Raw genomic sequence first — 24,960 nt, forward strand, 5'->3', positions numbered from 1 at the left:
ATCCATAACTTAATGAGGATTCTTCATGCCACAAGTTAAATTGAAAGAAGGCGAACCAGTAGACGTAGCTATCCGTCGTTTCAAACGTTCATGCGAAAAAGCGGGCGTTCTAGCTGACGTACGTAAGCGCGAATTCTACGAAAAACCAACTCAAGAACGTAAGCGCAAAAAAGCTGCTGCTGTTAAACGCTATCAAAAGAAATTGGCGCGTGAATCAGTACGTACTACTCGCCTTTACTAAGATTAATTTGTGATTGACTGCTTGGAATAGATAATGACTACTTTAAAAAACCAGATTACTGACGTATTGAAAGCCACCATGCGTGCCAAGGATATGCCGAAGTTGACGGTCATTCGTAGTCTACAGGCAGCAATTAAGCAAATCGAAGTCGATGAGCGCAAAGAACTTGACGACGCTCAGGTTCTTGCGGTCATTGAAAAGCAAATTAAACAACGTAAAGAATCGATCAAAGCCTTTGAAGGTGCTGGTCGAGAAGATTTAGCTAGTAAGGAACAAGCCGAAGTTGAGGTTCTCTCTCAATTTCTACCAGAAGCTATGACTGAGGAAGAACTTGATTCCCTGATTGCGCAAACAATTGAAGCGCAACAAGCTACTAGCATGAAAGATATGGGTAAGGTGATGAATTCTCTGCGTCCGCTCATAGCCGGGCGCGCCGATCCTGCACAAGTTTCTGCCAAAATTAAAGCAAAACTTGCTTAATTTCCCATTTTAAATTTAAATCTATTTTTGCGTTGAACTGCCCTTTTTCTGGACAGTTCTTAGCATGTTCTTATTTTTTATTGCAAATTACAATCTACATGATAACGCTTAAGTAGTTGCATCTCTTTAGATAACTTCACTTCTCTAATTACATCCTGTTTAGTCATATTTTGAAACTGACGATCCAGATAGATACGATTCTGGTCAGCAGCCTGATACAGGCGATCGACATAGCGCCCTACAATCCCACAAAATTTTGCATTTTGCTCAGGACTAAATCCTTGCTGCTGCGGATTCAAGCTGCTTAAAAATTGCCGTGATTCTTTTTTATAATCAGCATTAATTTGTTCTACTGCTGCTACATATTCAACTGCACTTGCAGCAAAAACCCCATAATTCCAGTCCAGTAAACATACGCCTAATAATATTCTTTTCATATAATGCTTCAAACTGATACATACTATCTTCAAAAAAGATTGTAGCTTGATTCAAGATATCCTTGCTATATCATTCCGATACAAAAATTTGAAATCCAGCTCATGGTTAAATTTTATATTGATGCTCCTGTTGCATCTGTTTCAGGCGCTGACGAATGGTTGAGGACAAGGATTGATTATTCTTCGCGCTACGCTGGGCATGCAATAATGATTTGATCGCGGTTTCTTCATATCCAGACCAATACTCCACTTCTGCACGATAGCGAAGTACATTGGCAGCCTTGATCGCTGAATCTGGCTCTGCATTGGCAGCCACTTGCATCAGTCGCCAGCCATTGACATCGCGTGAATTGGCATTTAGAAATCGCTGCACTAAAGCTTTTGCCTGATCGGGTTGCTGGGCACGAATCAGAACTTCTGCATATTTATAATTAAGTGCGCGATTTTCCGGCATGATTCGCGCTGCTGAAGCCACACTTCTCAAAGCCTGATCAAGCTGATTTTGGGCTAAATAAATATCAGTTTGCAACAGAACCTGCAAAGGATGCATCTGGTTATGCTTTTTTGCCCGATCCAGCGAAATCTGTGCGGCTTGAAAATCACCCTGTTGTATTTGATAAGCTGTCAAGGCAAGCTGACCCGCAAAATTATTTCGCTGGTCCATCAACACCAACTGCTCTGCATCCGTCTGACGGGACAATACCCTGCTATACCACTTGATAACCTCAAAGTCTTGATCATTGAGATTGCGTTTCACTGCGGGAAGCTGGTTGGCACGTAAACGTGCCTCGCTCATCCGTTCAGTGGTGAGTGGATGCGTGAACCAGAAATCTGGCAGAAAGCTTAACTGACTGCTGGAGCGATGCATGACCTCAAAGAAGTCTGCCATGCTATGCGGGTTATAGCCGGAACGGTACATATACTGCATACCGATCCGGTCTGCTTCACGCTCCTGATTACGACTATAGGTGAGCTGTTTATCCAGAAGGGCTGCCTGCGACCCCATCATAACCGCCGCACCCACATCACCATCTGCTTGAGAAGCTACCAAAGCACCCACCAAAATTCCCGCTAGCGCCAATAAACCTTGTCCCTTAAAGGCATCTTGGGAGCGACTGTAATGACGTTGTGTGACATGTGCAATTTCATGCGCCATCACCCCTGCCACTTCATCCATATTTCGGGCTGAATTTATCAGACCTGCATTCAGTGCAAAGAGCCCGCCCGGCACAGCAAAGGCATTAATTTGCGGATCATTGATTACCAGCAAACCGATAGGCTGTTGTAACTGGGTCTGACTCAGAATATGTGAAAATACTGATAAAAGTTGATCTTCCAGCCATGGATTTTGCAAGACAGGCATTTTCTTATGCACTTCACGATAAACTTTCTCACCGATCATTTTTTCTTTTTGCTGATCGAGCAAGCCCACGCCTGTGCCAATATCGGGCACAGAAAATTGTACATTTGCTTGATTAAAATCATGGGTAGAGCCATGCCCTGTCACCATACACAGACTTAAGCTACATGCCAGCATCAATCGTTTCAATGAAAAATCTCTAATCCTGCCAACCTAATTTGTTTTGAATATAGCATCGAACTATGCGCAGAGACGCAAGAAAATGTTATTTTTTAATATCGTTTAAACTACATTTAATGGCATTTTAAAATTCCGGATTGACCACATTACGAGGTACTCGTCCCTCCAAGGCATCAACCAAGTTCTGATAAGCCAGTTCTGCCATTTTTTTACGGGTGGCGGCGGTAGCCGAACCCACATGCGGCAAGGTAACAACATTATCCAAATGGAATAATTCTGATTCTTTTAGCGGTTCTTTCTGATAGACATCCAGACCTGCAGCAAAAATCTGCTTGGCTTTTAAAGCTTCAATTAATGCCTGTTCATCAACAACCGGGCCACGTGAAATATTGACCAATACCGCATGCGGTTGCATTTTTGCAAATTCCGCTGTTGCAATCAGCGCCTTGGAATCAGCATTCAAATCTACTGCAACGACCACAAAGTCAGCACGCTGTAACAACTCATCGAGCTGGCAATATTGTGCATTGAAGCCTTGCGCAATTTCCGGTTTTTCCCTGCGATTATGGTAGAGGACATTCATATTAAAACCGTAAAAACCACGGCGTGCGATCGCAGCCCCAATATGGCCCAGACCAATAATTCCCAGGGCTTTTCCAAAAATATCCACACCAAATTGTGTTTCACCCACAGTACGCTGCCATTGCCCCTGCTTGGTCCATTGATCCAGATAAGCCACTTTACGTGCCGCTGACATCAGTAAAGTAAAAGCAAGATCAGCTGTAGTTTCGGTCAGCACATGCGGTGTATGACTCAGATAGATTTTTCTTTCATTTAAATAATCCAGATCATAGTTGTCATAACCAACACTGACACTGGAGATAATTTTCAATCGGGTAGCACTGGCTAGATTATCGCAATTCAGCAAACGCCCTGCACCAATCATGCCATCGGCATCCCGAACCTGCTGCAAAAGCTGTTGATTCACATCACCCAGCTTCGGTTGTATATAGCTCACCTGATAATTTTGTTCGAGCCTGTTTTGAATATCAGCATCAATTTGACTAAATACAACCACTTTTTGTTTCATCTATTTTTATTCCACAGCAGAATTATTCCAGACTGGCAGACCTATTTTGCATAAACTGCCATAAACGTTTTTTTAGAATCGGCTGATCCAGCATTTCTTGCAGGGACGCTAACTGGATTGCTTTGATATTTGAAATGTGCGCTACCGACCCGAGGAAAATAATATGTTTCTCTGTACTCATCCCATCCAGAAATCCTTGAATATAGGATTCCACACCACGTCCATCCTGGACATTGGCCCAAGGAAATGGCCAGTTCAGCTCATGAAAATCACCCGAAACAGCACGCTGGATATTTGCCCATAAATTTAGGGTGGCTTCAGTCATTCCAGTTGCATCAATCACAACAATACAATGTGCCAAACTTAAAGCCTGTAAACTGAATGGCGGGATGTGTACACTTTCACGAGGTTCCTGAACAGCTAAAACTTCAGGTATTGTAGGCGAGGTATCAGTCTTAAACGTGCCGAGCGACTCTGGTTCAGGAATCGGCAACTCCACCAGCGCCTCGACCGGATGAGGCTGAGACAAGACAATCTCGGTGTGAAATTCAGGTTCAGCCTGATCACGCCAGATCGAGACCTGATGCGGCTGACATGCGCTGTCCCCAGGAATCCAGAGATCGATTCCTAATGTTGCCAGTATGTCACGCTGATGCCCAATCATCTTTTCATCATCACCAATTTCAGGCTGAACATTTTAGCCGTATTGTCCCTACTTTGCCGAACTTTTTCAGTTTTTCTTTTTATCCTGATATATTCTAGTACAAAGTTTATCAGTACACTCAATATTGAATTTTCAATATACAGTTAAACCATCACTGTAATAACAAATTCAGATTCGAATCGTGCGCTCACCCTGATTTTCACATAATGGTTAAACTGTTTTTCTTTAACATTTGCTGAATAACTTCCCCGCCCTCGAAACCCAGGCGCCAGTACAACAGTTCCATCACATCCAGCTCATCCTGAGTTACGATACGGTCGCTCCATAAGCAGGCTTCTGCAATGCCTAAAATACTGAGACGATCGCGTAATAAAAGCCCCGCAATATCATTCAGGATTTCAGCAAGATCAATCGGCTCATCTGAAATTTCATTGTATAAATCCAGTTCACGAGTGGTCAAGATCCGGTTTAGAATCCGTTCCCGCACCTCAAGTTGATTACCGCTATTAATCTGCTGCACATGCAGCAAGGCATCGATCAAACGAACGATTTGCGGCTTGACCTCATCGAGAGCAGTAGGAATATGTGCAGGGAGCAAATTTAACTCATATTTCACACACTCCAGCAACAAGGCATCCAGCAGACCAATTTCACCATCTTCCTGAATAATCCGCGCCAGCTTCATCAGAAACTGGCGTGCAACAGTCGTCGGCATGCCACCAATATTCTTACAGGCTTGCTGGAAAATCGAAATATGTACCCGCCCATCCAGGTTGAGCAATGAGTCTACAATGGCACGACTGACCTCAGCCTCAGTAGGAATAAATTCACGATATTGACGGATCATTAAAATTGCGACCATCACTTCCCGGGAACCTGTCGCCGTCTGTAATGCACGTTCAATGAGCTCCGGACGTGGCATCTTGAGCCGAAGTTCCGGATTCAATGGCTTGATTGCATCTTTAATCGCAAAACTGATCGGAGACAGCCGCAGCAATGGCAAAGGTTGGGGTGAACTCCAGCTCACTGTAGTTTCAGGTACCACCTCTTCCAGAGAGCGAAACAAACTGAATAAAGGCTGATTCTTCAGTTTTTTCAGGTTTTCAAGCTGTAAATCCTGAATCAGGGCAGGATTTAATTCATAAATGCGCTGATTGATATTGGGATGAATGTTGAGCCAGTTTTGCGGACTCAAAGAGTTGGCAAAACACATATGCGAAATCGATTCGGCATATTCACTATAAATCTGCGAACCGGAATGATGCACATGAATTCTGAGCAAAGTCTGGATATTGGCATCATTTTGTAGCAAGCGCCGGGTCTTCTGGTCATTCTTATAAGTCCGGCCACCAAGAGAAATATATTTAATAAAACGGGAAATCAACACACCCAGACTACCAATCAGCCAGATCACCGCCCCAACTGCCACATACAGGGTTTCAAACTTGCTTTCCCGTAGCGTACCGGTTCGATTAAAACCGGATTTAGCAATTTTACTGCCCCACTGACTAAAAGTGGTTAAACTGCTATACAGAATTTTCAGGCGGGTATTTTCCGCAGTTTCACCAGACAGGATTTTATTGAATTCGTGACTAAGCAACCCATACAGCTCAACTTTATCCAGTGTTTGTATTGCCCCCCAGGTCAGAATAATAGCCGTATCACGTGGACTAAAACCTGCTGTTAACGCATTGACACCCACTTCATCAGGTAATACATATACCGCGGGAATCTCAATCCGAAAAGTCTCTGCCAGTTGCTGGTTGATGTGTAGTGCAGCACTTTCTTCGGGAATACTGTCCATCGGGCTGAGACGGCGCGCACCCATCTGCTTCGCCAATGAATAACCGCCATTGCGAAAAATATAAAATTCATAGATGACCGAGGTCATCATGACACATAACAGGACAGCAATTAGATAAGGACTCAGCGTATGCCAGAAAATCGACTGGTTAGGATCAGCATAAAAAACAAATAGACCAACAACGGTATTAATAATAAAAATAGTCAACAGAATTGCAATCAGGCAAAAACTTACAGGCAGTACTATATTTTTGTTTTTTATAAAATCGTATCCTACGTTTCGCAATGCAGAACCCTAAAATGATGATTTTCAATGGGTTCATCATAAAACAAAAAAGCGGGAAATTCCCGCTTTTTCATGATGATTTTAAATGTTTAAACTTCGCGTACGCCAGTCAAATCCACTGAGGCTGCATCAATATTGACATCAATATAATTGCTTTCTTTCATGGCACTGTCACTACGTTTTTGTTGCAGATCATCCAGATATTGCGCATCAATACCACCCGACACATAGATCCCGTCAAAGACTGAACAATCAAAATCTTTAACATCTGGCACTTTGTTGGTTCTTACCGCATCTTTCAAATCTTCCAGATCCTGAAAAATCAGACGGTCAGCACCAATAATTTCACGGATTTCTTCCACACTACGTTCTGATGCAATCAGCTCTGATTTCGCTGGCATATCAATACCGTAAACGTTCGGATATTTAACCATTGGGGCTGCAGAAGCAAAGAATACTTTCTTCGCACCAGAATCACGAGCCATCTGGATAATTTCATTACAGGTTGTACCACGTACAATAGAATCATCTACCAACAGTACATTCTTACCTTTAAACTCAAGCTCAACCGGGTTGAGTTTCTGGCGTACCGATTTTTTACGCAGCTGCTGTCCAGGCATAATGAAGGTACGACCGATGTAACGGTTTTTCATGAAACCTTCACGGAATTTTACCCCCAGCATATTGGCAAGTTCGAGCGCTGAAGTACGTGAAGTATCCGGAATCGGAATCACCACATCAATATCATGCTCATCGCCCCACTCACGCAGAATTTTTTGCGCCAGTTTCTCACCCATTTTTAAACGTGCTTTATACACTGAGATACCATCAATAATGGCATCCGGACGGGCAAAATAAACATATTCAAAAATACAAGGACGATATTCAGCATTTACGGCACATTGCTTGGTAAAGAAGTTACCTTCTAAATCAATAAATACTGCTTCACCTGGCAGAATATCACGCTCAACCTTAAAGCCCAGCGCAGTAATCGCAACAGACTCAGAAGCAATAATATACTCCATGCCCTGTTCCGTTTCACGTGAACCGTAAATCAATGGACGAATACCGTTTGGATCACGGAAGCCCACCAGACCCTGACCGGTAATCATCGCCACCACACCATAAGCACCTTTGCAACGCTCATGCACACGCGTCACCGCATGGAAAATATCTTCCGACGTCGGTACCAGTTTGCCGTGTTTTTGCAATTCATGCGCCAACACGTTTAACAGAACTTCTGAATCAGAATCGGTGTTCATATGACGCAGGTCAGTTTTGAACAGGTCATCATGAATTTCTTCGGCATTGGTCAGGTTACCGTTATGTGCCAGGGTAATCCCGTACGGCGAGTTCACATAAAACGGCTGTGCTTCTGCACTACTCGATGAACCGGCTGTTGGATAACGCACATGACCAATACCGTAATTTCCTTTCAAGGCACGCATATGACGGGTGTGGAATACATCACGCACCATACCATTGTCTTTGCGCAGGAATAAACGTCCTTCATCACATGTCACGATCCCAGCTGCATCTTGTCCACGATGTTGTAACATCGTTAATGCATCAAACAACATTTGGTTAACGGGTGATTTACCAGCTATACCAACTACTCCACACATAGCAACCTCGCAGACAAGCTAGGATTAATAAAAAGGATTATTTGTAGACTCATCTGCAGCTCCAGACTTGGACGATGTTTCAGATGATGAAGCTGAAGGTTTCGATGCCCCTTCAGACTTGATATGTTGTAGTGCGCCATTCGCGGCTTCTTTCGACATTTGAGTTGCCCAAGGCGCATAAGGCAATAAGGCTTGAATAAACTTGGACTGCTTCCAGTGTGGTGAGCTTTCTACCCAGGGGCCGATACCCTGCATGGTAATCAGCACAATCAGCAGACCTTTCAGGCTACCAAAGACACCCCCTGCCAGACGGTTGAGGGGACCCAGCTTGAGACTCTTTAAAATACGGTTCAAGAGTGCAGTAACGATCCAGGTCAGAACTACAATCAGCAGGACGATAAAAGCGAAGGCCGCAATCTTTTGTACGACTGGATCTGTACTCAGAGCAACCATAGACGGCGCAAGTAGTGTTGAATATTTTGCCGCAATAATCAGGGCAAAGATCCATCCCACTAAGTTCGCAAAGGCTTTAATAAATCCTTGACGCAAACCGTTGAGCCCTCCAATGAGCAAGATAATCAGTAGAAAGATATCAATGGCGTTCATAGGATTTAAAGTGCGTCTACACAATCTTTTACAAGTTTAGGACCAGTATAGATGAGGCCACTATAAATTTGTACAAGGCTGGCACCTGCGTGTTTCTTGGCAGCAGCATCTGCACCCGAAAGAATACCACCCACACCAATCAATGGGATTTGTCCTTTTAATACCGCAGCAAATGCAGCCAGACATGCGGTACTTTTCTCAAATACTGGCGCGCCAGACAAACCGCCCGCTTCCTCTGCATGCTCCAAACCCTCTACGCCTTCACGTGACAGCGTGGTATTGGTCACGATCAGGCCATCAATCTTGAACCGCAATAACTGCTTGGCAATAAAGGCAATATCGCTGTTATCCAGATCAGGCGCCACTTTGAGTACCAAAGGTACATAATGCTGGTATTCCTGAGCCAATTCAAGCTGACGGTTCTTCAATATTTCCAGCAGTTCGGTGAGTGCGTCACCGCTTTGCAGGCTGCGCAGATTTTTGGTATTGGGAGAGGAAATATTGACGGTAATATAAGAAGCATAATTATAGACTTTTTCTAAACAGATAAGGTAATCATCTACTGCTTTTTCTACCGGAGTGTCAGCGTTTTTACCGATATTAATACCGAGAATGCCTTTAAATTTGGCCACTTTGACATTTTCGACCAGCTGATCCACACCATCATTGTTAAAGCCCATACGGTTAATAATGGCTTTGGCCTGTGGTAAACGAAACAGACGTGGATGAGGATTGCCGGCTTGCGGTCGCGGGGTAATGGTACCAATTTCAATAAAACCAAAACCTTGGCTGGCAAGGGCATCAATATAGGCACCATTTTTGTCTAAACCTGCTGCAAGACCCACCGGATTGGGAAATTCGATTCCCATACAGGTCACAGGTTTCGCAGCAACATTTTGACGCATCAAGCCCATTTTATGGGATGATTTCAATAGTGATAATGTCAGCTCATGTGCACGCTCTGGTGCTAAAGAAAACAACAAAGGGCGGGCTAGAGAATACAACATATCCAGAAAAGTCTACTGCTTTTTAAGTCGGCATATTATAGGCATAGGCAGACAAAAAAACCATGCTTTGCAAATCTTTATTTTTACCGTTTACTGTATGGTCGCTGTTAATTTAATCTGTCCTGCTTCATTATTTAGTTCCATTTTCTCGATACTTAGCCCCATTTGTGCCAGTTGGGTCAGGAAGTTTGCCAGTACTGCATAATTTTCATGCATGACCGCCAATTGAATTTTTTCTTCTATTTGCTGGGAAGCCACAGACAGCCCTTGTTGCTGTGCGACCCGTTGTACTTTCTCCGCAGCCTCCAGTTGAATGTCTCCAGCCGGTTTCATGGTCACTGCATTACTTTGCATCCAGACAATAGTATCCTTCAGCTGATTCAAACGCTTTTGCTGGTTGTTAGCCGCCTGATGCATGTACCAGAGTGCAGAACTGACCGCAGCCACTATTACAAAAATAGTGGTAAATATCACCAAGATCCGTTCACGTGCCGACAGGCTGTCCAGATAATCACCCAGTCTTTCAAAAGACTGATCCATACGATGTTGTAGTGTTTCAATCGCTTTCATTATTGGATCCTCACTATTCCGATCGCGTCAGCTCCACCGGCCTGAATATTCCCCAGCTCCACCTTTAAGCCTTGCTGGCCCAATTGCTCGGTCAATGCATTCAACCTTTCTGATGAACTGGCCTTAAGCTCCATACTCAGCACAGAAGTATCATAATTTACCCGTTGTGCCACAATCTGATTCTGCATCAAGACCGGCCCTACCCGACCAATAAGCTGCAATGCATGCGTGTCTGCAATCTGACTTTGACGCAACTGCGCTTCAAACTGACTTTTGATATTCTGCTCAGTAACCGGATAATTTTGCCCAAACCAGTATTTAAACTGATCAATAGCCTGTGCAGCCGTCTGATTTGCCACTTTTTTATATTGATACCAGCGTACCGCATCATAACTAAACTGCAATACCAAAATACCCAGAAAAACCGCAGCGCAGGCTTTCCAGTAACCAGAAATAGTGCCATCGGATTTTGCTTTAGGTAACACATTAAAAGGATGCTGTTTCGGTTTCTTCAACACTGGAATGCTATATTGAAAAGACTCCAGTTGCTCCTGCGTAACCAGGGCTTCAAGACTGCGCAACTGCTCCTGATTCAGGTTGCTGACCTTATAGCGGATATCCTTAGGCTGATAATCCAGATAAAGGCTCAGATCATCCAGCGACTGACCCATATATTCTGATTCGCGCACCAGCAGACGCCCACCGATTTGCGCAATTACACGCTGATTGGTTTCAGGAGCCGGCAGCACTAAAAAATCCGGCAATAACGCTGCCAGCTTGACCGGAATCAGGCTGAGAGAGTGCTGCAGAGTCTCCAGAGTAGAATTTGCAATGCCCATAATAGTAATCTGATCCGGCTGCTGAAAATGATGCAGCACTTTCATGGCATCTACCGGCAGCACCACGTATTCTTCAAGCAAATATTTAATGCCATCATTGCCCATTTTCTTATATTGGCTCTTGGGCAAGGTCTGCTGCAAAATTTGCACATGACGGCTCGGAAAAAACACCACCGCGTCCTCACCATGATGAGCCTGTATATCCTGAATCAGCTGCTCAAGTGTGGCAGCAGCATTCCAGAATTCCCCAGTTGACCATTGCCAAACTCCATTGGCTTCTGGCATCCATAAATACAACATTGATTTTGTTCTGCCGTTCTAATTAATTTTTATAGGATAGGAATAAAGCTTTTTATCTGTGTGGATAAACCAGGTGCAATCACTGCCTGATCATACATACGCGCCTCTGCCAAGGCATAGGGATGAAAAGAGTCAGCCAGCAGAATGGACGACATATGGGCCACAACGTTCATATGGCATACCACTACAATCGACTCATACGGAAGTTGCGACAGCCATTCTACTGCAACTCTGGCATCATCATCGGGTTTAATTGTATTGCAGATCACTACCGGCACATCTTTAAAATACTGCTGCAAATGTGCCAGAGTTTCCTGGGCACGCAATAAAGGACTGACCACAAATACATCGGGCCTAATCTGCTCCTTTAAGAACTGTGCAGTTTGCTCAGCCTGCTGATGACCACGCTCCGTCAGCGGACGTTTAGTGTCATTACCATTCACCGGGGGGGGTGCCTCGCCATGTCTAACTAAAGTCAGTTGCATTTCATTTCCTTATATTCGTATGCCTGCATGATATACAGCGGATATGACATTTCGCAGACAGTCCTTGTGTTATAGATCAGACTTGATGATGTGGCAAGACAAATTCGACATCACTGCGATGACCGTTTTTCATCAGAGACAAGGCAATATTGAGCGGCGGTGCACCTTCGAAAATCACATCATACAAGGCAGAAGTAATAGGCATGTACACACCCAGATCTTCAGAACGCGCCTTGACTTGTACAATGGTATTGATTCCTTCGGCAGTTTGGCCTAATTCAGTTGTTGCCTGCTCCAGAGTCTTGCCTTTGCCAAGTGCATAACCCACCTGATAATTACGGCTAAGCGGGCTGTTACACGTTGCAAATAAATCACCCACACCGGAAAGTCCAAGGAATGTCAGCGGATTGGCACCGAGTCTTACCGCAAAACGGCTCATTTCAGCCAAAGCACGGGTCAGGATCATGCTCTTGGTATTTTCACCCACGTTATACGCTGCCGCCATACCCATCGCTACTGCATAGATATTTTTTAATGCGCCGCCAAGTTCCACCCCATGCACATCATCACTGGCAAACACACGGAACAATGCACTATGCAGGGCTTGCTGTACTGCATAGCGTACCAGTTCAGAATGACTGGCAATCACGGTTCCTGCCGGCTGACCTGCTACGATTTCTTTTGCCAGATTAGGTCCCGATAACACCCCATAAGGCACCTCCGGCAATTCCTCACGAATAATATCACTCATAAAGCTGAAGGTCAGTGCTTCAATCCCTTTGGTCAGGGAGATTACTGCCTGCGAGGTAATAAAAGGTTTAATTTGCTGCAGGACTTCCCGGAAAGAATGACTTGGAATCGCCACTAAAATAATATCGCGATTGCGTACTGCCTGTTCCAGATCTGAAACCGCCAGCAGATCTTTTTCCAACTGAAAATCTGGCAAATAGCGTTTATTGATATGGGTCGCATTAATATCCGCCGCGGCTGCTTCATCACGAATCCAGATCATGGTATTACAGCCATTACGCACTGCAGTATTGGCCATTGCCGTACCAAAACTCCCCCCGCCCAATACCGTTACTCTTAAAGCTGTCTTATGATTAACCGCAACCGGTTCTACCAGTTCTGAAAAATTTAATTCTGACATCTTATTTTTTAATATCCTGTTATGCCCTACAAACTAGTTGTTCTGATTCCAGTAACTTACAAAATCACTGGTTTGAATCTCTGCACGCGGGGGAATGGCCTTTGCTGCAGTACCAATATAAATAATACCCGATACCAGATCATCGTTTGAGATTCCCAATGCCTGCTTAAACAGACCAGATTCGACTACAGCACCGCTACGCCACATGGTTGAGAAACCCTGCACCTGAAGTGACAGCAGAAAATTCTGAATGGCTGCGCCCGAACTGAGAATTTGTTCAAAATAGGGAACTTTAGGATGATCCTGCAATCGGGTTAAAGCAAGTACTAACAAAGGAGCGCGAAACGGGTGATTCTTGACCCGCTCAATCTGCGCTGTTTCAGTTTCACCCAAATCGATGAGCGCCTGCGACAGCAATTCTCCAAAGGCTTCACGTTGATCATCAGGAATCACGACAAATGTGGTAGGCTTGAGTCGATGATGATCGGGTGCAGTTAATGCTGCCTGAAAGGCTTTTTCCAGCTGTTCTGCATTGGGTGCCGGTGCCAGCAGATGACCAATCGATTGCCGTTGGTGAATATTTTGATGAACGATATCAATCGCAGATTCTGTCATTACCCTGTAGATCTATACTTAAAAAACCATACTCAAGATTAGCATATTCAAAGAAAAATACGCTAGAAACTTCATAGCAATTACACAAGCTTGCAACGTCTTCAAAAATGCAGCCCCATCATTTCTCAATCGTTTACTGCTCGATATTTCACCTAAACCACATAGATATATACTAAAAATTGCCAAACCTATACAACAGCTACAAAATCTAAGCTGCTTGCTATGTTGAAATGATTAGCATCCTATTTACTCGAGATCTCATGATGAAAAAAACAATCACTTTCAGCGGATTGGCTATTTCCGCATTACTGCTTACTGCCTGTGCATCAAACCCGACTGCCTTGGCCGTTCAAAAGGAAAATAACCAGTATGAGGTGACCGGATTAGGTAAAAATCAACTGACCTCGAAAAACAATGCGATTACTGCGGCCAATAAAGCCTGTGGCTCCAGATCAACTCCAATTATTATAGATGAACAGACAGCTTATAATGGCGCATTAAAAGGTGTGGTCGATGAGCAAACAGGACAAATGATTCAGGCAGCAGCTACCGTCCTTGGTAATATCGCAGGCACCAACACCGGTTTAAACCAGAATGATGACTATCAAACCGTGCTCACATTCCGCTGTCAGGCCAAATAGACTTTCCTGTGAGGCATGTAATAAAAAAACCGCTCTGAGAGCGGTTTTTAATGGCTTGGATTAATTAACAGTAACCTTCCAGACGGGTCAAAGGCAATTTTTGCCCAATGGCTTTTTCAATTTCCGGAAGATAAAACGCATCATCTTCAGACAAGAAACTGATACTTACACCTTGCGCACCGGCACGGCCTGTACGACCAATACGATGTACATAATCATCTGACTGTTCTGGCAAAGTAAAGTTCACCACATGAGATACGTTATCTACATGGATACCACGTCCTGCCACATCCGTCGCAATCATAATATTATGCTGACCATTTTTAAATTGATCTAACATTTTCGTGCGTTTATCTTGCGCGATTTCACCAGACAACATCACCACCTTATAACCATCCCGTTTTAAATGATCATAAAGTTTACGTACCTGATCCCGACGGTTAGCGAAAATCATGACTTTCTCAATCGGTTCATCACGCAGAATTTCTTGCAATAGTTTATATTTATCTGATTTTGCCACCATATAAACCCGTTGCTCGACATCAGCATTGGTTTTCTTTTCTGGCTCAATCTCAACCGTAACCGGTTCAAACAGCCATTGCTGCGCAAGATTTAACACATCATAGCTAAATGTTGCAGAGAACATTAAAGTCTGACGCTGCTCTTTACGTGGCGAGAAACGTACAATCCGTTTAACCGATGGAATGAAACCCATATCCAGTAGACGGTCTGCTTCATCAATGACTAAAAATTCAATTTGATCAAGCCAGACTTCTTTTTGCTCAATAAAGTCGATCAAACGACCTGGTGTTGCGACCAAGATATCAACAGGTGCTTTATTCAGTTGATTTTTTTGCTTGTCAAAATCCACACCACCCAGCAAGGTCACTACATGTAAACCCGCATATTTCGCCAGGTGCTGTGCATCGCTTTCGATCTGCAATGCCAGTTCACGGGTCGGTGCCAGAATCAGGGCACGCGGCTCACCACGATAACGTTGTTCCTGAATCGGATTATTTAACAGATCGTTCATGATACTAATTAAAAAGGCCGCAGTTTTACCTGTACCTGTCTGTGCACGGCCAATTGCATCATGTCCTGCCAGCGTGAATTTTAAAACCTTCTGCTGGATAGGCGTCATGTGGGTAAAGCCTAAAGCATCAATCGCTTTTTTTAAATCGGGATGTAAATTTAAGGTTTCAAAACCAGATGACATAAAGCGGTGCTCTAATTGGGTAATCACTAAGATAGAAGTAGTATAAACAAAAAACGCCCCAAATTATATTGGAGCGTTTTCTTTTTAGCTTAATCCGAAGATTAGTCTAATGGTTGAACTTCTTCAGCTTGAAAGCCTTTTTGACCTTTAACAACACTGAATTCAACACGTTGGCCGTCACGAAGTGAACGGTGACCGTCACCTTGGATAGCACGGAAATGAACAAATACGTCATCACCGCCGTTACGTTGAATAAAGCCGAAGCCTTTAGTATCGTTAAACCACTTAACTACACCTTGTTCGCGAGCAGCTGTCATAAGTTAATCCTCATTGAAACTAAAAAAAGGACCACCCGGTGTTGCAAACAGCAGAGCAAACAAGTTTGAAAATATTATTTTTAAGCTTGTAATCATTCTGTAAAACTATCAACAAAATCCCGGTTACATCCATTTATGTAATAGGGTGAAAAACAATCACTTTGTTTATTCAAAGTCCCAAATACGCAACGAGCTTAACATGGGTTTATCACAATTAATAGATTTTTTTTAGCATGTTCTGTTTGATTTAGTTATTTTTTTAATGAAAATTGTCAAAAGACTTTATAAATTCATTTACCTATTCATTGTATTTTAATTAGTTTGGTTCTGGCATCAAATTTGCTACTATTTATAGCCTTTTCTGTTGACGAAATAAAACCCTAATGTTTGAAGATTCAGCGCATTTCAACCTTATAGATGCCATGGGAAAACCGTGCCCGATGCCATTATTAATGTTAAAGCGGGCATTAAAGGCTGGAAAGCATACAACATTCCTGCTCAAATCATCTGATCCGCATAGTCAGATTGATATCAGCCGTTATTGCCAGTTGCATCAGCTCAAGCTTGAATTTAAAAAAATTTCCGATACAGAGTTTCACTACTTGATTGAATCTTAAAAATTTTCAATTAAACTGTTGGTCTCTGCTTCCGTATACTTATTTACATTTCTCTACCCAAATATCCATTATTTGAGGAGAGATTGGATTAAGATAAAACCTAGTTTAGGGTTATCCCCGCACTTCAAGGAGAACACATGAGTGACAGCCGCAATCAGTTGATGCCCCTGTCATTATCGGCGCCAGGTGTCAACCTCGGTGCTTATATCAGCACTGTCAATCAGATTCCGATTTTAACAGCCGAACAAGAAAAAGAGTTGGCTGAACGCTATTACTATGACCAAGATTTAGACGCAGCGAAAATGCTGGTCATGTCGCACTTGCGTTTTGTGGTGCATATCGCACGTAGTTACGCAGGTTACGGTTTGCCACAAGGCGACCTGATCCAGGAAGGTAACCTGGGTCTAATGAAAGCTGTGAAACGTTTTGACCCGAATATGGGCGTACGTCTAGTATCATTTGCCGTGCACTGGATCAAGGCAGAAATTCATGAATACGTGATCCGTAACTGGCGTATTGTAAAAATCGCCACTACTAAAGCACAGCGCAAACTGTTTTTTAATCTGCGTAGCCTGAAAAAATCATCGAAAAAGTTGACGCTCGAAGAAGCCCAGTCAATTGCGAATGACTTAAATGTTACTCCAGAACAAGTACTGGAAATGGAAGGCCGTCTGACAGCATATGATGCTGCTTTTGATGCATCAAGTGATGACGACGATGAAGGTTCCACCCATGTAGCACCAGCGTTGTATCTTGAAGACAACCGCTATGATCCGGCTCGTCTGATTGAAAATGAAGACTATGAAGAACAAAGTACTTCTGCCCTGCACGAAGCCATGGACCAGCTGGATGATCGTTCACGGAATATTCTGCAACGCCGTTGGTTAGACGACGAGAAATCGACCCTGCATGAGCTTGCAGCCGAATATAATGTTTCTGCGGAACGTATTCGTCAGCTGGAAAAAAATGCCATGGAAAAAATTAAAGTAGCAATGTCATCCAATTAACACCAAATTCTGTTACTGATTTATTTTTAAAAAGCCTTCCTTCAGGAAGGCTTTTTTATGTCCGCATTTTGAATTTATGCTAAGGTTAAGTGCAAACTTTATCAGGAAGATCAATTCAAATGTGGATTGCGATTTCAGCACTCAATCTGGCCCTGGCAGTCATGCTCGGTGCTTTTGGTGCACATGGTTTAAAAGCACGTGCAACTGAGGTACAGCTCGGCTGGTGGCAAACGGCAACAGATTATTTTTTCTATCATGCCTTAGGACTACTGATTCTTTCTCTGCTCGCGAAAGTCATTCCTGCACTACCGATTCAGTGGAGCTTCGGACTGATTCAGGTTGGTATTTTACTGTTTTCTGGCTCACTGTATATCATGGCCTTAGGATTACCCCGCGGTTTAGGGGTGATTACACCTATTGGCGGTGCTTTAATGATTGCCGGATGGTTAATTCTGGCCTGGAATGCTTTAAAATACGCCAGATAAGTCTGAACAACACTTAATCATGGAGGGTTGCTAGAATGGTGATTTACATCAATGGCGAACAACAGGAAACTCACTGCAAGAATCTGCTGGAACTGATTCAGAGTATGGCGCTTGAGGGTAAGCGTTTTGCAGTTGAAATCAACGAAATGATTATTCCTAAAAGCAGATTGGGCGATACGCCGATTTGCGATACAGACAAAATCGAAATTATTCACGCAGTCGGTGGCGGCTAATACTCGGGACAATTATGCAAGATTTATTACAGATTGGTTCACGCCAATTCCAGTCACGCCTTTTGGTAGGCACAGGCAAATACAAAGATTTAAATGAAACCCAGCAGGCCATTGAAACCAGTGGTGCAGAGATTGTCACTGTCGCTATTCGCCGGGTCAATATTGGCCAAGATCCTGACCAGCCGAATCTGCTATCAGTGATTTCTCCGGAAAAATATACCATTTTGCCGAATACTGCAGGTTGCTTCGATGCCAATAGTGCCGTCCGCACCTGTATGCTGGCGCGTGAGCTGCTCGATGGCCATAATCTGGTCAAACTGGAAGTATTGGGTGATGAAAAAACACTTTATCCAAACGTGACCGAAACACTAAAAGCTGCTCGCACCTTGATTGACGATGGTTTTGAGATCATGGTTTATACCTCGGATGATCCGATCGTGGCGCAAGAGCTAGAAAGCATGGGCTGTGTCGCGATTATGCCACTGGGTAGCCTGATTGGTTCAGGTCTTGGTATTCTAAATCCACACACCCTGTCAATCATCAAGGAAAATGCCAAAGTGCCGGTTCTGGTCGATGCCGGTGTCGGTACAGCAAGTGATGCCGCGATTGCAATGGAACTGGGTTGTGATGGTGTACTCATGAATACAGCGATTGCAGCTGCACAAAATCCGGTATTGATGGCATCTGCGATGAAAAAAGCCGTTGAAGCAGGCCGAGAAGCTTTTCTTGCAGGCCGTATGCCACGTAAACGTATGGCCAATGCCAGCTCGCCGGAAACCGGCTATTTCTTTAAATAAATTTTCATAAACAAAAATAAAGGACTCGATTGAGTCCTTTATTTTTTTCCAGTAATTAAGGAATCAGACCTTCATCACGCATGGCAATCTGTACAGACTGGCGTTCAGCCACTTTATTACGGATATGAATAATATTTTTATATGGACTCAGATCATGCTCAATCTGGTTCGACCAGTTGGTCAAGACAAACAGATAAGCATCCGCAGGACCAAAGTTATCATCCACCAGATAATCATTTTCCGATTCACCAATCGCTTTATCGATATAACTCAATAGACGATCAATCTCCGTATAGGCTTTTTTCTTTTCATCCTCAGATAACTTGTCACCAAAGAACACCGCATAGGCATCATGCAATTCCGAATTCAGATAACCTAACCATTCCAGCACTTTGGCACGTCCCATGCCCGATGGTGGAATCAGATCTTGTTTTGGATCGTGTTGAGCAAGAAACGGTAGAATTGCAACATTTTCTGTCAGGATCAGACCAGGGTTAATTTCTAACGCTGGTACATAACCTTTAGGATTAACTTCGTAATAATCCGTACCTTTTTCTGTTTTATGTGTTTTTAAATCAACACGTTCCAAATCAAAATCGACATTAATTTCATTTAAAATAATATGAGCTGCCAGTGAGCATGCCCCTGGCGAATAGTAAAGCTTCATTTCTGATCCTTGTTATACACTTCTCAATGTTTTAAATCGCTTCTAACAAACTTTCAAGTGATCAAACCTGTAAATTGCAAAAAAGCCTAACTGTCATTTGAGGACAGTTACTCATTCAATATTCAGGATATTCCGGGCTTTTGCAAGTCAATCTTGTGTAGATTTTTATCTCTATCTGTTTAACATACACAGGTTTTCAAAATATAGATGATATTCCGTGATTAGCCTGAAAAAAGAAGAATGGTTTTCCAATATCCGCACAGATGTACTGGCAGGTCTGGTGGTGGGACTTGCCCTGATTCCTGAATCAATCGCCTTCTCTGCCATTGCCGGTGTCGATCCGCAAGTCGGTTTATATGCCTCTTTCTGTATAGCGGTATCCATTGCTTTTTTTGGCGGCCGTCCTGCCATGATTTCCGCAGCTACAGGCGCAATGGCGCTTTTGATGATTACCTTGGTAAAAGAACATGGTCTGCAATATCTGCTGGCTGCCACAATTCTGACCGGCATCATTCAGGTCATTGCCGGTTATTTTAAAGTCGCTAAATTAATGCGTTTTGTATCGCAGGCGGTGGTATACGGATTTTTGAATGCCTTGGCGATCCTGATATTTGTGGCACAAATCCCGGAAATTAAGCAGATGGAGAGCACCGGTTATCTGTTTATTGCGATTGGTCTGGCAATTATTTATCTGTTTCCTTATATCCCTAAAATTGGTAAAGCCATTCCCTCGCCTTTGATCTGTATTATCGTCTTAAGTGGGCTGGCGCTGTTGTTGGGTGCAGATATGCGTACCGTGAGCGATCTGGGACAATTCCCGGATACCTTGCCGGTATTCCTGATTCCAGAAATTCCACTCAATCTGGAAACCTTGCAAATTATCCTACCTTATTCCTTTACCTTGGCGACTGTCGGTTTGCTGGAAAGCATGATGACGACTACGGTCATTGATGAAGTGACCGGAACTGAAGGTGACCGTCATCAAGAATGTCGTGGTCAGGGTATGGCCAATATTGTCAGCGGCTTTATGGGCGGGATGGCCGGTTGTGCCATGATCGGTCAGTCAATTATCAATGTGTCTTCAGGGGCACGTACCCGTTTATCGACTCTGGTAGCTGGTGTGTTTCTGCTCTGTCTCGTGGTTTTTTTGAAAGACTGGCTGGCTTATATCCCAATGGCAGCACTGGTTGCGATCATGATTATGGTGGCATTTACCACCTTTCAATGGGGAGCAGTCAAGCAATTCAGCAAACATCCGCTAGAATTCAATACCGTGATGATTGCCGTGATTATTGTCGTGCTTGCCACTCATAATCTGGCGCTTGGTGTATTTGTCGGCGTATTGCTCTCTGCCCTGTTCTTTATTAATAAACTGGAAAGAACCGTACATGTCTATACGCATTTAAATGCAGCCAATTCACGTAGCTATGTTATTTCTGGACAAATTTTCTTTAGCAGTACAGAAAAATTCTATCAGTTCTTTGATTTTAAAGAAAAGCTTGAGCATGTGGAACTGGATCTGACCCATGCGCATGTCTGGGACGTGACTTCGGTCAATATGCTGAATAACGTGATTCAGAAGTTTAAAGCCCAAGGTATAGATGTAAGGGTAATCGGTTTAAATGAAGCCAGCAGTACACTGATTGACCGTTTTAGTAGATGATGAATGATGATTAATAAAAGAGCCTCGATTGGCTCTTTTACTTTATCTGGAAGATCTTGCCGATTTTTATGGAGAAATACCGAGAAAAGTTTGACTTGCTCGGCTCAGGACTTAAAATACCGCATTCTGAATTTTTAGATTTGCCAAAGTTATGTCGAACGATCAATTAGACCAGCAAGTCGTGGAGCTGGAAAACTTAAGCGAGCACCGTGAAATCGTGACGTTTATGCGCCGCTCAATGCCGCTAAACACCTCCCAACGTACTGCGCTTGAACAATATGGTCACTTAATTTTGGAATATCCAGTCGGTGATTTGCGTCAGCACTTTGAACATCCTCAACGTCCTTTGACTGTAGAAATCGGTTTTGGTATGGGCCGTTCACTGGTATTGATGGCCAAAGCCAATCCTGAGCGAAACTTTGTCGGAATTGAAGTCCATGTACCGGGTATTGCCCAGTGCGTGTATGAAGCAGGTGTTGAAGGCTTGACTAATTTACGTGTGCTAGATGCTGATGCAATTCAGGTATTACGTGAAATGCCAGATAATAGTATTAATGCAGTTCAGTTATACTTCCCTGATCCATGGCAGAAAAAGCGTCATTTTAAACGCCGCTTTGTTTCACATGAGCGTATGCCACTGGTGGAGCAAAAGCTGGAGCTTGGCGGAACTTTCCATGCTGCAACGGACTGGGAGCCGTATGCTGAATGGATGATTGAAGTATTGGAAGAACGTCCACGACTGGAAAATCTGGCGGGCAAAGGCAACAGCTACCCTCGTCCGGAATGGCGTCCACAAACCAAGTTTGAACGTCGCGGCATTGAAGCCGGTCACAAGATTAATGATTTTATCTTCAAGAAAATTTCTTGATCCAAGATTCAAAAAAGCGCTGATTAATCAGCGCTTTTTTATGGGAAAAATTTGGCTTTGAACCCTGCTCCGCAGATAAATCATCAGATTCTTCATTCCTAATGACGCCTGAGTATCTGCTGGCTCAACAGCTGATAGACATTTTGCAAATCTTCTCGTTGCATATTGGCCAACATCTGCTGATGCATATTCAAGATATTCTGATCACCACGCATCGCTGGACCAGTCTGCATTTGTTTAGGATCATTCTGAGTGGCTTTACTGGCGGTTTCCAGCATCAAGGGATACAGCAAACTGAAATCGACCTGTTGTACATCAACCACCTGCTTGGCCATGTCATAACAATAATTGGCAAAATTACAGGCAAATACCGCTGCAAGATGCAAACTGAGACGTTGACTAGAATTATAAGTATAAACACGATTACTTAGGCTATTTGCCAGTTCTAATAACAGGATTTGGTCCTGTTCATTCACCGCTTCAATAAACAGTGGCGTCTGCTGCCACTTAATCTGGTGTTCCAGACTAAAAGTCTGTAAAGGATAAAATACGCCTGCACGCGTATGCACATTTTTCAGTAAATCGAGATGGGTACTGCCAGAGGTATGTACGATCAGATTCTGCTGCAGATACGGATGAATCTGTTCAATGACGTTGGTAATCGACTGATCACTTACCGCGATAATGACCAGATCTACCTCATGATCTAGCTGTTCAGGCCGAGCGATTGCTTGAGCTTTAAATTGCTCAGCCAGTTGTTGTGCTTTTTCTAGGGTTCGACTGTAGATCTGTACGATCTCATGGTGTGCTGACAATACAAGGGCAAGATGATATGCCACTCGCCCTGCCCCAATCATACTGATCCGCATCTGCTGTTCTTCCTGATAAATTACGCACAGCATGCCAATAAATAAAGATTGAGGCAATTGGCCTTGATGTTTCGAATAGACTTTAAAACTTTCGCAGGGTCAGAATCTGTTCACTTCGACCAAAAGGCCCATGAACATCATGCAGAATTCCGCTGGTCAAACCGATACCATCTCCACCATATTGCTGCACCACTTCCAGTCCTAGCCATTTACCCTGCGGCAGACGGTGCATATGAATCTGCAGGTCCAGATTCGGAAATCCCCAACCGGAATTCGGATCCTGACGTGGCACAATGCCATTGGCTGTATCGACCATACCAAGTAAACGGCTAAAGTCTGTCGTCGGTTGGCCTTCTACCATGTCTAGCGAATTTCTCAGCCAGACAATGCCCTTGCCTGCACGATGGTCAGCATGCGCACGGGTTTCAATACTCTGGATATAACCGCCTGGCCAGCAGCGCATACCCTCCCAAACAGGTAAATATTCTGGACTTTCGATCGGAAAGTCTTCCACTCCGGCAATGGCCTTGGTATCTGAAGTTAGCATTCTCCACGCGCGTGCCACAATGCAGGTTTTACCATTGGCACACATTTCAGCTTCAACCAGTTCGATGGTTTTACCCGGACGGATCATGCGCGTAGTAATTGAAAATTCACCAAAGGCGATCAGGCCAAAAATATCCAGCCCGACCCGACCAATACGCATGTCAGCACGTGGCTGAAACTGTTCCAGTTCGACGCATAGAATACCAGTGGCTGGTGCCATGTGCTGCTCATGCGGATTCCATGCACCTTGTGCATGAATATTAGAACGGTAATAAGCCGTAGTACTGCCATCTGGATGCTGTTCGCGCTGAATAAAACTGTAATATGCCGACATTGTTTTAATACTTCCCTGAATATTCACTTAAACTTAAGAGTTTACAAAAAGTTCTTTGATCTTTATTTTCTGAGCAAAAAGCCATGATAATTCATGATTTGACAATAAATTCTGCACTGTTTAAATCCGACTTTGGTTAAAAGTGCTGTAAAATTGTGTGCAGATAACAAGTGAAAATCCTGCTCCAAGCGTTCAATCATCTTGGTACTTTGCACTACGCTTAACCCTGTCTGTTGTGCCAGCTTCTGCATAGTTTTAATGTCTTGTTGATCTTCGGGTTGCATCAGATCATAGGTCAATGCAAGACCATTGGTTTTAAGACACTGATAGATAGCCTGAAAAAATCCGTTTTTTTCGGAATTTGGAATGAAATGTGCCACTAGAATGGCCAACGCAGCATCAAACGTATCCGGCTGATTCAAATCTTGGATTGTGCTTTGGATAAGTTGCACCCTTTGTTGATCTATGGAATTCAGATTTTTACTAACCTGTTCCAGCATAGCTGCTGATGGATCAATTGCAGTAAAGGTCCAGTCCGGATAACGCTGCAATAAATAGGACAGTTCATAACCCGTCCCGCAGCCCACTACCAAGATATGTGCGGTTTCAGATAATTCAGTGCTGAGAATCGCTTCAATCTGCTGATGCACCAGTTCATAGCCGGGAATCAGTTTACGGATATGATCGTCATAACTGGCGACGACGACTTCACTGTGAAAGTTTTTTGCCATATTTTTACTCTAAATCTATGCACGAATCTAAAACTCAGGCGGGTCTTTAGATAGATTGAATATTTAAATCTTGTAGCTTGATCTTATTTGCTGTTTTCTTGAAATTCGATCATAGGCCCGGCGACATGGAAGTCCCTTCAGCAAAATAAAGGGATTTTGCTTACTTTTGGCCCATCAAAAGTAAGAAAAGCCTAAATATTGATATCGAAACCGTTATACAAATGGAGGCAA

At 43.5% G+C, this 24,960-nt stretch carries 29 protein-coding genes; 10 read left to right on the forward strand and 19 right to left on the reverse strand.

What is annotated here, in order from left to right; all coding sequences use genetic code 11:
• Nucleotides 1–25: 25 nt before the first annotated feature.
• Both rpsU and H9629_RS05745 read left to right on the forward strand, forming a co-directional pair.
• Nucleotides 26–241, forward strand: coding sequence for a 30S ribosomal protein S21 (gene rpsU, locus H9629_RS05740; protein WP_001136722.1), 216 nt, complete (start codon nt 26–28; stop codon nt 239–241).
• 33 nt (nt 242–274) lie between these two features.
• Nucleotides 275–721: a GatB/YqeY domain-containing protein gene (locus H9629_RS05745; protein ID WP_064095864.1), complete on the forward strand. Its 447-nt coding sequence runs from the start codon at nt 275–277 to the stop codon at nt 719–721.
• Nucleotides 722–798: 77 nt separating this feature from the next.
• Here H9629_RS05745 and H9629_RS05750 read toward each other — a convergent pair whose 3' ends face one another.
• From H9629_RS05750 to H9629_RS05810, 13 genes are all read right to left on the reverse strand, one after another.
• Nucleotides 799–1,158, reverse strand: a complete 360-nt coding sequence (locus H9629_RS05750; protein ID WP_191730685.1) for a hypothetical protein — start codon at nt 1,156–1,158, stop codon at nt 799–801.
• Between the two features lie 106 nt (nt 1,159–1,264).
• Entirely contained in the window at nt 1,265–2,707 is a 1,443-nt protein-coding gene (locus H9629_RS05755) for a M48 family metalloprotease (protein ID WP_225215736.1), read from the reverse strand.
• A gap of 115 nt (nt 2,708–2,822) precedes the next feature.
• Nucleotides 2,823–3,788 carry a 2-hydroxyacid dehydrogenase gene (locus tag H9629_RS05760; RefSeq protein ID WP_191730686.1) on the reverse strand — a complete coding sequence of 322 codons (966 nt, stop codon included), beginning with the start codon at nt 3,786–3,788 and terminating at the stop codon, nt 2,823–2,825.
• Nucleotides 3,789–3,810: 22 nt separating this feature from the next.
• A complete protein-coding gene (locus tag H9629_RS05765) occupies nt 3,811–4,452 on the reverse strand; it encodes a hypothetical protein (protein WP_191730687.1) in 642 nt (213 codons plus the stop codon).
• Between the two features lie 199 nt (nt 4,453–4,651).
• The gene (locus H9629_RS05770) at nt 4,652–6,541 is read right to left on the reverse strand and encodes a M48 family metalloprotease (protein ID WP_191730688.1); all 1,890 of its coding nucleotides are present in this window, start codon (nt 6,539–6,541) and stop codon (nt 4,652–4,654) included.
• Nucleotides 6,542–6,630: 89 nt separating this feature from the next.
• The gene (gene purF / locus H9629_RS05775) at nt 6,631–8,166 is read right to left on the reverse strand and encodes an amidophosphoribosyltransferase (protein ID WP_191730689.1); all 1,536 of its coding nucleotides are present in this window, start codon (nt 8,164–8,166) and stop codon (nt 6,631–6,633) included.
• Between the two features lie 24 nt (nt 8,167–8,190).
• Nucleotides 8,191–8,772, reverse strand: coding sequence for a CvpA family protein (locus H9629_RS05780; protein ID WP_064095858.1), 582 nt, complete (start codon nt 8,770–8,772; stop codon nt 8,191–8,193).
• A gap of 5 nt (nt 8,773–8,777) precedes the next feature.
• Entirely contained in the window at nt 8,778–9,779 is a 1,002-nt protein-coding gene (locus H9629_RS05785; RefSeq protein ID WP_191730690.1) for a quinone-dependent dihydroorotate dehydrogenase, read from the reverse strand.
• A 90-nt stretch (nt 9,780–9,869) separates the two neighbouring features.
• Complete coding sequence (gene gspM / locus H9629_RS05790) at nt 9,870–10,349, reverse strand: type II secretion system protein GspM (RefSeq protein ID WP_191730691.1); 480 nt, start codon at nt 10,347–10,349, stop codon at nt 9,870–9,872.
• The gene (gene gspL / locus H9629_RS05795) at nt 10,349–11,488 is read right to left on the reverse strand and encodes a type II secretion system protein GspL (RefSeq protein WP_064101775.1); all 1,140 of its coding nucleotides are present in this window, start codon (nt 11,486–11,488) and stop codon (nt 10,349–10,351) included. Before gspL ends, gspM begins: the two co-directional genes overlap by 1 nt.
• Before the next feature lie 29 nt (nt 11,489–11,517).
• A complete protein-coding gene (sixA, locus tag H9629_RS05800; protein ID WP_191730692.1) occupies nt 11,518–11,973 on the reverse strand; it encodes a phosphohistidine phosphatase SixA in 456 nt (151 codons plus the stop codon).
• 76 nt (nt 11,974–12,049) lie between these two features.
• Complete coding sequence (locus tag H9629_RS05805; RefSeq protein ID WP_064095853.1) at nt 12,050–13,123, reverse strand: NAD(P)H-dependent glycerol-3-phosphate dehydrogenase; 1,074 nt, start codon at nt 13,121–13,123, stop codon at nt 12,050–12,052.
• A 33-nt stretch (nt 13,124–13,156) separates the two neighbouring features.
• Nucleotides 13,157–13,738, reverse strand: coding sequence for a nitroreductase family protein (locus H9629_RS05810; protein ID WP_191730693.1), 582 nt, complete (start codon nt 13,736–13,738; stop codon nt 13,157–13,159).
• 260 nt (nt 13,739–13,998) lie between these two features.
• Between H9629_RS05810 and H9629_RS05815 the strand changes: the two genes are divergently transcribed.
• Nucleotides 13,999–14,379, forward strand: a complete 381-nt coding sequence (locus H9629_RS05815) for a hypothetical protein (RefSeq protein ID WP_081406353.1) — start codon at nt 13,999–14,001, stop codon at nt 14,377–14,379.
• A 64-nt stretch (nt 14,380–14,443) separates the two neighbouring features.
• Here the strand turns inward: H9629_RS05815 and rhlB are convergent, their stop codons facing one another.
• Together rhlB and H9629_RS05825 are read right to left on the reverse strand one after the other, a co-directional pair.
• Entirely contained in the window at nt 14,444–15,595 is a 1,152-nt protein-coding gene (gene rhlB, locus H9629_RS05820) for an ATP-dependent RNA helicase RhlB (protein WP_064095851.1), read from the reverse strand.
• A 101-nt stretch (nt 15,596–15,696) separates the two neighbouring features.
• Nucleotides 15,697–15,912 carry a cold-shock protein gene (locus H9629_RS05825; RefSeq protein ID WP_004280099.1) on the reverse strand — a complete coding sequence of 72 codons (216 nt, stop codon included), beginning with the start codon at nt 15,910–15,912 and terminating at the stop codon, nt 15,697–15,699.
• Between the two features lie 383 nt (nt 15,913–16,295).
• Between H9629_RS05825 and H9629_RS05830 the strand changes: the two genes are divergently transcribed.
• The 5 genes from H9629_RS05830 to H9629_RS05850 all read left to right on the forward strand — a co-directional run bounded on the left by H9629_RS05830 (nt 16,296) and on the right by H9629_RS05850 (nt 19,051).
• On the forward strand, nt 16,296–16,529 hold the full coding sequence (locus H9629_RS05830) for a sulfurtransferase TusA family protein (protein ID WP_064095850.1): 234 nt from the start codon (nt 16,296–16,298) through the stop codon (nt 16,527–16,529).
• Between the two features lie 137 nt (nt 16,530–16,666).
• Nucleotides 16,667–17,536: an RNA polymerase sigma factor RpoH gene (rpoH, locus tag H9629_RS05835; RefSeq protein WP_064095849.1), complete on the forward strand. Its 870-nt coding sequence runs from the start codon at nt 16,667–16,669 to the stop codon at nt 17,534–17,536.
• A gap of 119 nt (nt 17,537–17,655) precedes the next feature.
• Nucleotides 17,656–18,021 carry a DUF423 domain-containing protein gene (locus tag H9629_RS05840; RefSeq protein ID WP_064095848.1) on the forward strand — a complete coding sequence of 122 codons (366 nt, stop codon included), beginning with the start codon at nt 17,656–17,658 and terminating at the stop codon, nt 18,019–18,021.
• Nucleotides 18,022–18,056: 35 nt separating this feature from the next.
• Nucleotides 18,057–18,254, forward strand: coding sequence for a sulfur carrier protein ThiS (gene thiS, locus H9629_RS05845; protein WP_064095847.1), 198 nt, complete (start codon nt 18,057–18,059; stop codon nt 18,252–18,254).
• Nucleotides 18,255–18,268: 14 nt separating this feature from the next.
• Complete coding sequence (locus tag H9629_RS05850; RefSeq protein WP_064095846.1) at nt 18,269–19,051, forward strand: thiazole synthase; 783 nt, start codon at nt 18,269–18,271, stop codon at nt 19,049–19,051.
• 55 nt (nt 19,052–19,106) lie between these two features.
• On the opposite strand, the gene H9629_RS05855 is transcribed toward H9629_RS05850, so the two are convergent.
• Nucleotides 19,107–19,718, reverse strand: coding sequence for a glutathione binding-like protein (locus H9629_RS05855; RefSeq protein WP_064095845.1), 612 nt, complete (start codon nt 19,716–19,718; stop codon nt 19,107–19,109).
• 217 nt (nt 19,719–19,935) lie between these two features.
• On the opposite strand from H9629_RS05855, the gene H9629_RS05860 reads away from it, so the two are divergent.
• Both H9629_RS05860 and trmB read left to right on the forward strand, forming a co-directional pair.
• Nucleotides 19,936–21,381: a SulP family inorganic anion transporter gene (locus H9629_RS05860; protein ID WP_191730694.1), complete on the forward strand. Its 1,446-nt coding sequence runs from the start codon at nt 19,936–19,938 to the stop codon at nt 21,379–21,381.
• Between the two features lie 151 nt (nt 21,382–21,532).
• Complete coding sequence (gene trmB, locus H9629_RS05865) at nt 21,533–22,249, forward strand: tRNA (guanosine(46)-N7)-methyltransferase TrmB (RefSeq protein ID WP_064095843.1); 717 nt, start codon at nt 21,533–21,535, stop codon at nt 22,247–22,249.
• A gap of 98 nt (nt 22,250–22,347) precedes the next feature.
• Here trmB and H9629_RS05870 read toward each other — a convergent pair whose 3' ends face one another.
• The 3 genes from H9629_RS05870 to H9629_RS05880 form a co-directional block, all read right to left on the reverse strand.
• Nucleotides 22,348–23,118, reverse strand: a complete 771-nt coding sequence (locus H9629_RS05870) for a Rossmann-like and DUF2520 domain-containing protein (RefSeq protein WP_191730712.1) — start codon at nt 23,116–23,118, stop codon at nt 22,348–22,350.
• An 82-nt stretch (nt 23,119–23,200) separates the two neighbouring features.
• Nucleotides 23,201–23,998: a thioesterase family protein gene (locus H9629_RS05875; protein WP_191730695.1), complete on the reverse strand. Its 798-nt coding sequence runs from the start codon at nt 23,996–23,998 to the stop codon at nt 23,201–23,203.
• Nucleotides 23,999–24,060: 62 nt separating this feature from the next.
• Nucleotides 24,061–24,729, reverse strand: a complete 669-nt coding sequence (locus H9629_RS05880) for a class I SAM-dependent methyltransferase (protein ID WP_191730696.1) — start codon at nt 24,727–24,729, stop codon at nt 24,061–24,063.
• Nucleotides 24,730–24,960 lie beyond the last annotated feature (231 nt).

Origin of the sequence: Acinetobacter pecorum, from assembly GCF_014837015.1 — a bacterium.
Taxonomy (GTDB): Bacteria; Pseudomonadota; Gammaproteobacteria; order Pseudomonadales; family Moraxellaceae; genus Acinetobacter; species Acinetobacter pecorum.

Excerpts from the sequence above, each read along its gene's own strand:
- H9629_RS05765 (WP_191730687.1), bottom strand. The coding sequence starts at position 4,452 with ATGATTGGGCATCAGCGTGACATACTGGCAACATTAGGAATCGATCTC.
- sixA (WP_191730692.1), bottom strand. The coding sequence starts at position 11,973 with ATGCAACTGACTTTAGTTAGACATGGCGAGGCACCCCCCCCGGTGAAT.
- H9629_RS05780 (WP_064095858.1), bottom strand. The coding sequence starts at position 8,772 with ATGAACGCCATTGATATCTTTCTACTGATTATCTTGCTCATTGGAGGG.
- H9629_RS05785 (WP_191730690.1), bottom strand. The coding sequence starts at position 9,779 with ATGTTGTATTCTCTAGCCCGCCCTTTGTTGTTTTCTTTAGCACCAGAG.
- thiS (WP_064095847.1), top strand. The coding sequence starts at position 18,057 with ATGGTGATTTACATCAATGGCGAACAACAGGAAACTCACTGCAAGAAT.
- H9629_RS05825 (WP_004280099.1), bottom strand. The coding sequence starts at position 15,912 with ATGACAGCTGCTCGCGAACAAGGTGTAGTTAAGTGGTTTAACGATACT.
- gspL (WP_064101775.1), bottom strand. The coding sequence starts at position 11,488 with ATGTTGTATTTATGGATGCCAGAAGCCAATGGAGTTTGGCAATGGTCA.
- H9629_RS05870 (WP_191730712.1), bottom strand. The coding sequence starts at position 23,118 with ATGCGGATCAGTATGATTGGGGCAGGGCGAGTGGCATATCATCTTGCC.
- rhlB (WP_064095851.1), bottom strand. The coding sequence starts at position 15,595 with ATGTCATCTGGTTTTGAAACCTTAAATTTACATCCCGATTTAAAAAAA.
- H9629_RS05810 (WP_191730693.1), bottom strand. The coding sequence starts at position 13,738 with ATGACAGAATCTGCGATTGATATCGTTCATCAAAATATTCACCAACGG.
- gspM (WP_191730691.1), bottom strand. The coding sequence starts at position 10,349 with ATGAAAGCGATTGAAACACTACAACATCGTATGGATCAGTCTTTTGAA.
- trmB (WP_064095843.1), top strand. The coding sequence starts at position 21,533 with ATGTCGAACGATCAATTAGACCAGCAAGTCGTGGAGCTGGAAAACTTA.
- H9629_RS05815 (WP_081406353.1), top strand. The coding sequence starts at position 13,999 with ATGATGAAAAAAACAATCACTTTCAGCGGATTGGCTATTTCCGCATTA.
- H9629_RS05830 (WP_064095850.1), top strand. The coding sequence starts at position 16,296 with ATGTTTGAAGATTCAGCGCATTTCAACCTTATAGATGCCATGGGAAAA.
- H9629_RS05880 (WP_191730696.1), bottom strand. The coding sequence starts at position 24,729 with ATGGCAAAAAACTTTCACAGTGAAGTCGTCGTCGCCAGTTATGACGAT.
- H9629_RS05745 (WP_064095864.1), top strand. The coding sequence starts at position 275 with ATGACTACTTTAAAAAACCAGATTACTGACGTATTGAAAGCCACCATG.
- H9629_RS05805 (WP_064095853.1), bottom strand. The coding sequence starts at position 13,123 with ATGTCAGAATTAAATTTTTCAGAACTGGTAGAACCGGTTGCGGTTAAT.
- H9629_RS05760 (WP_191730686.1), bottom strand. The coding sequence starts at position 3,788 with ATGAAACAAAAAGTGGTTGTATTTAGTCAAATTGATGCTGATATTCAA.
- H9629_RS05840 (WP_064095848.1), top strand. The coding sequence starts at position 17,656 with ATGTGGATTGCGATTTCAGCACTCAATCTGGCCCTGGCAGTCATGCTC.
- H9629_RS05875 (WP_191730695.1), bottom strand. The coding sequence starts at position 23,998 with ATGTCGGCATATTACAGTTTTATTCAGCGCGAACAGCATCCAGATGGC.
- H9629_RS05855 (WP_064095845.1), bottom strand. The coding sequence starts at position 19,718 with ATGAAGCTTTACTATTCGCCAGGGGCATGCTCACTGGCAGCTCATATT.
- rpsU (WP_001136722.1), top strand. The coding sequence starts at position 26 with ATGCCACAAGTTAAATTGAAAGAAGGCGAACCAGTAGACGTAGCTATC.
- rpoH (WP_064095849.1), top strand. The coding sequence starts at position 16,667 with ATGAGTGACAGCCGCAATCAGTTGATGCCCCTGTCATTATCGGCGCCA.
- H9629_RS05850 (WP_064095846.1), top strand. The coding sequence starts at position 18,269 with ATGCAAGATTTATTACAGATTGGTTCACGCCAATTCCAGTCACGCCTT.
- purF (WP_191730689.1), bottom strand. The coding sequence starts at position 8,166 with ATGTGTGGAGTAGTTGGTATAGCTGGTAAATCACCCGTTAACCAAATG.
- H9629_RS05750 (WP_191730685.1), bottom strand. The coding sequence starts at position 1,158 with ATGAAAAGAATATTATTAGGCGTATGTTTACTGGACTGGAATTATGGG.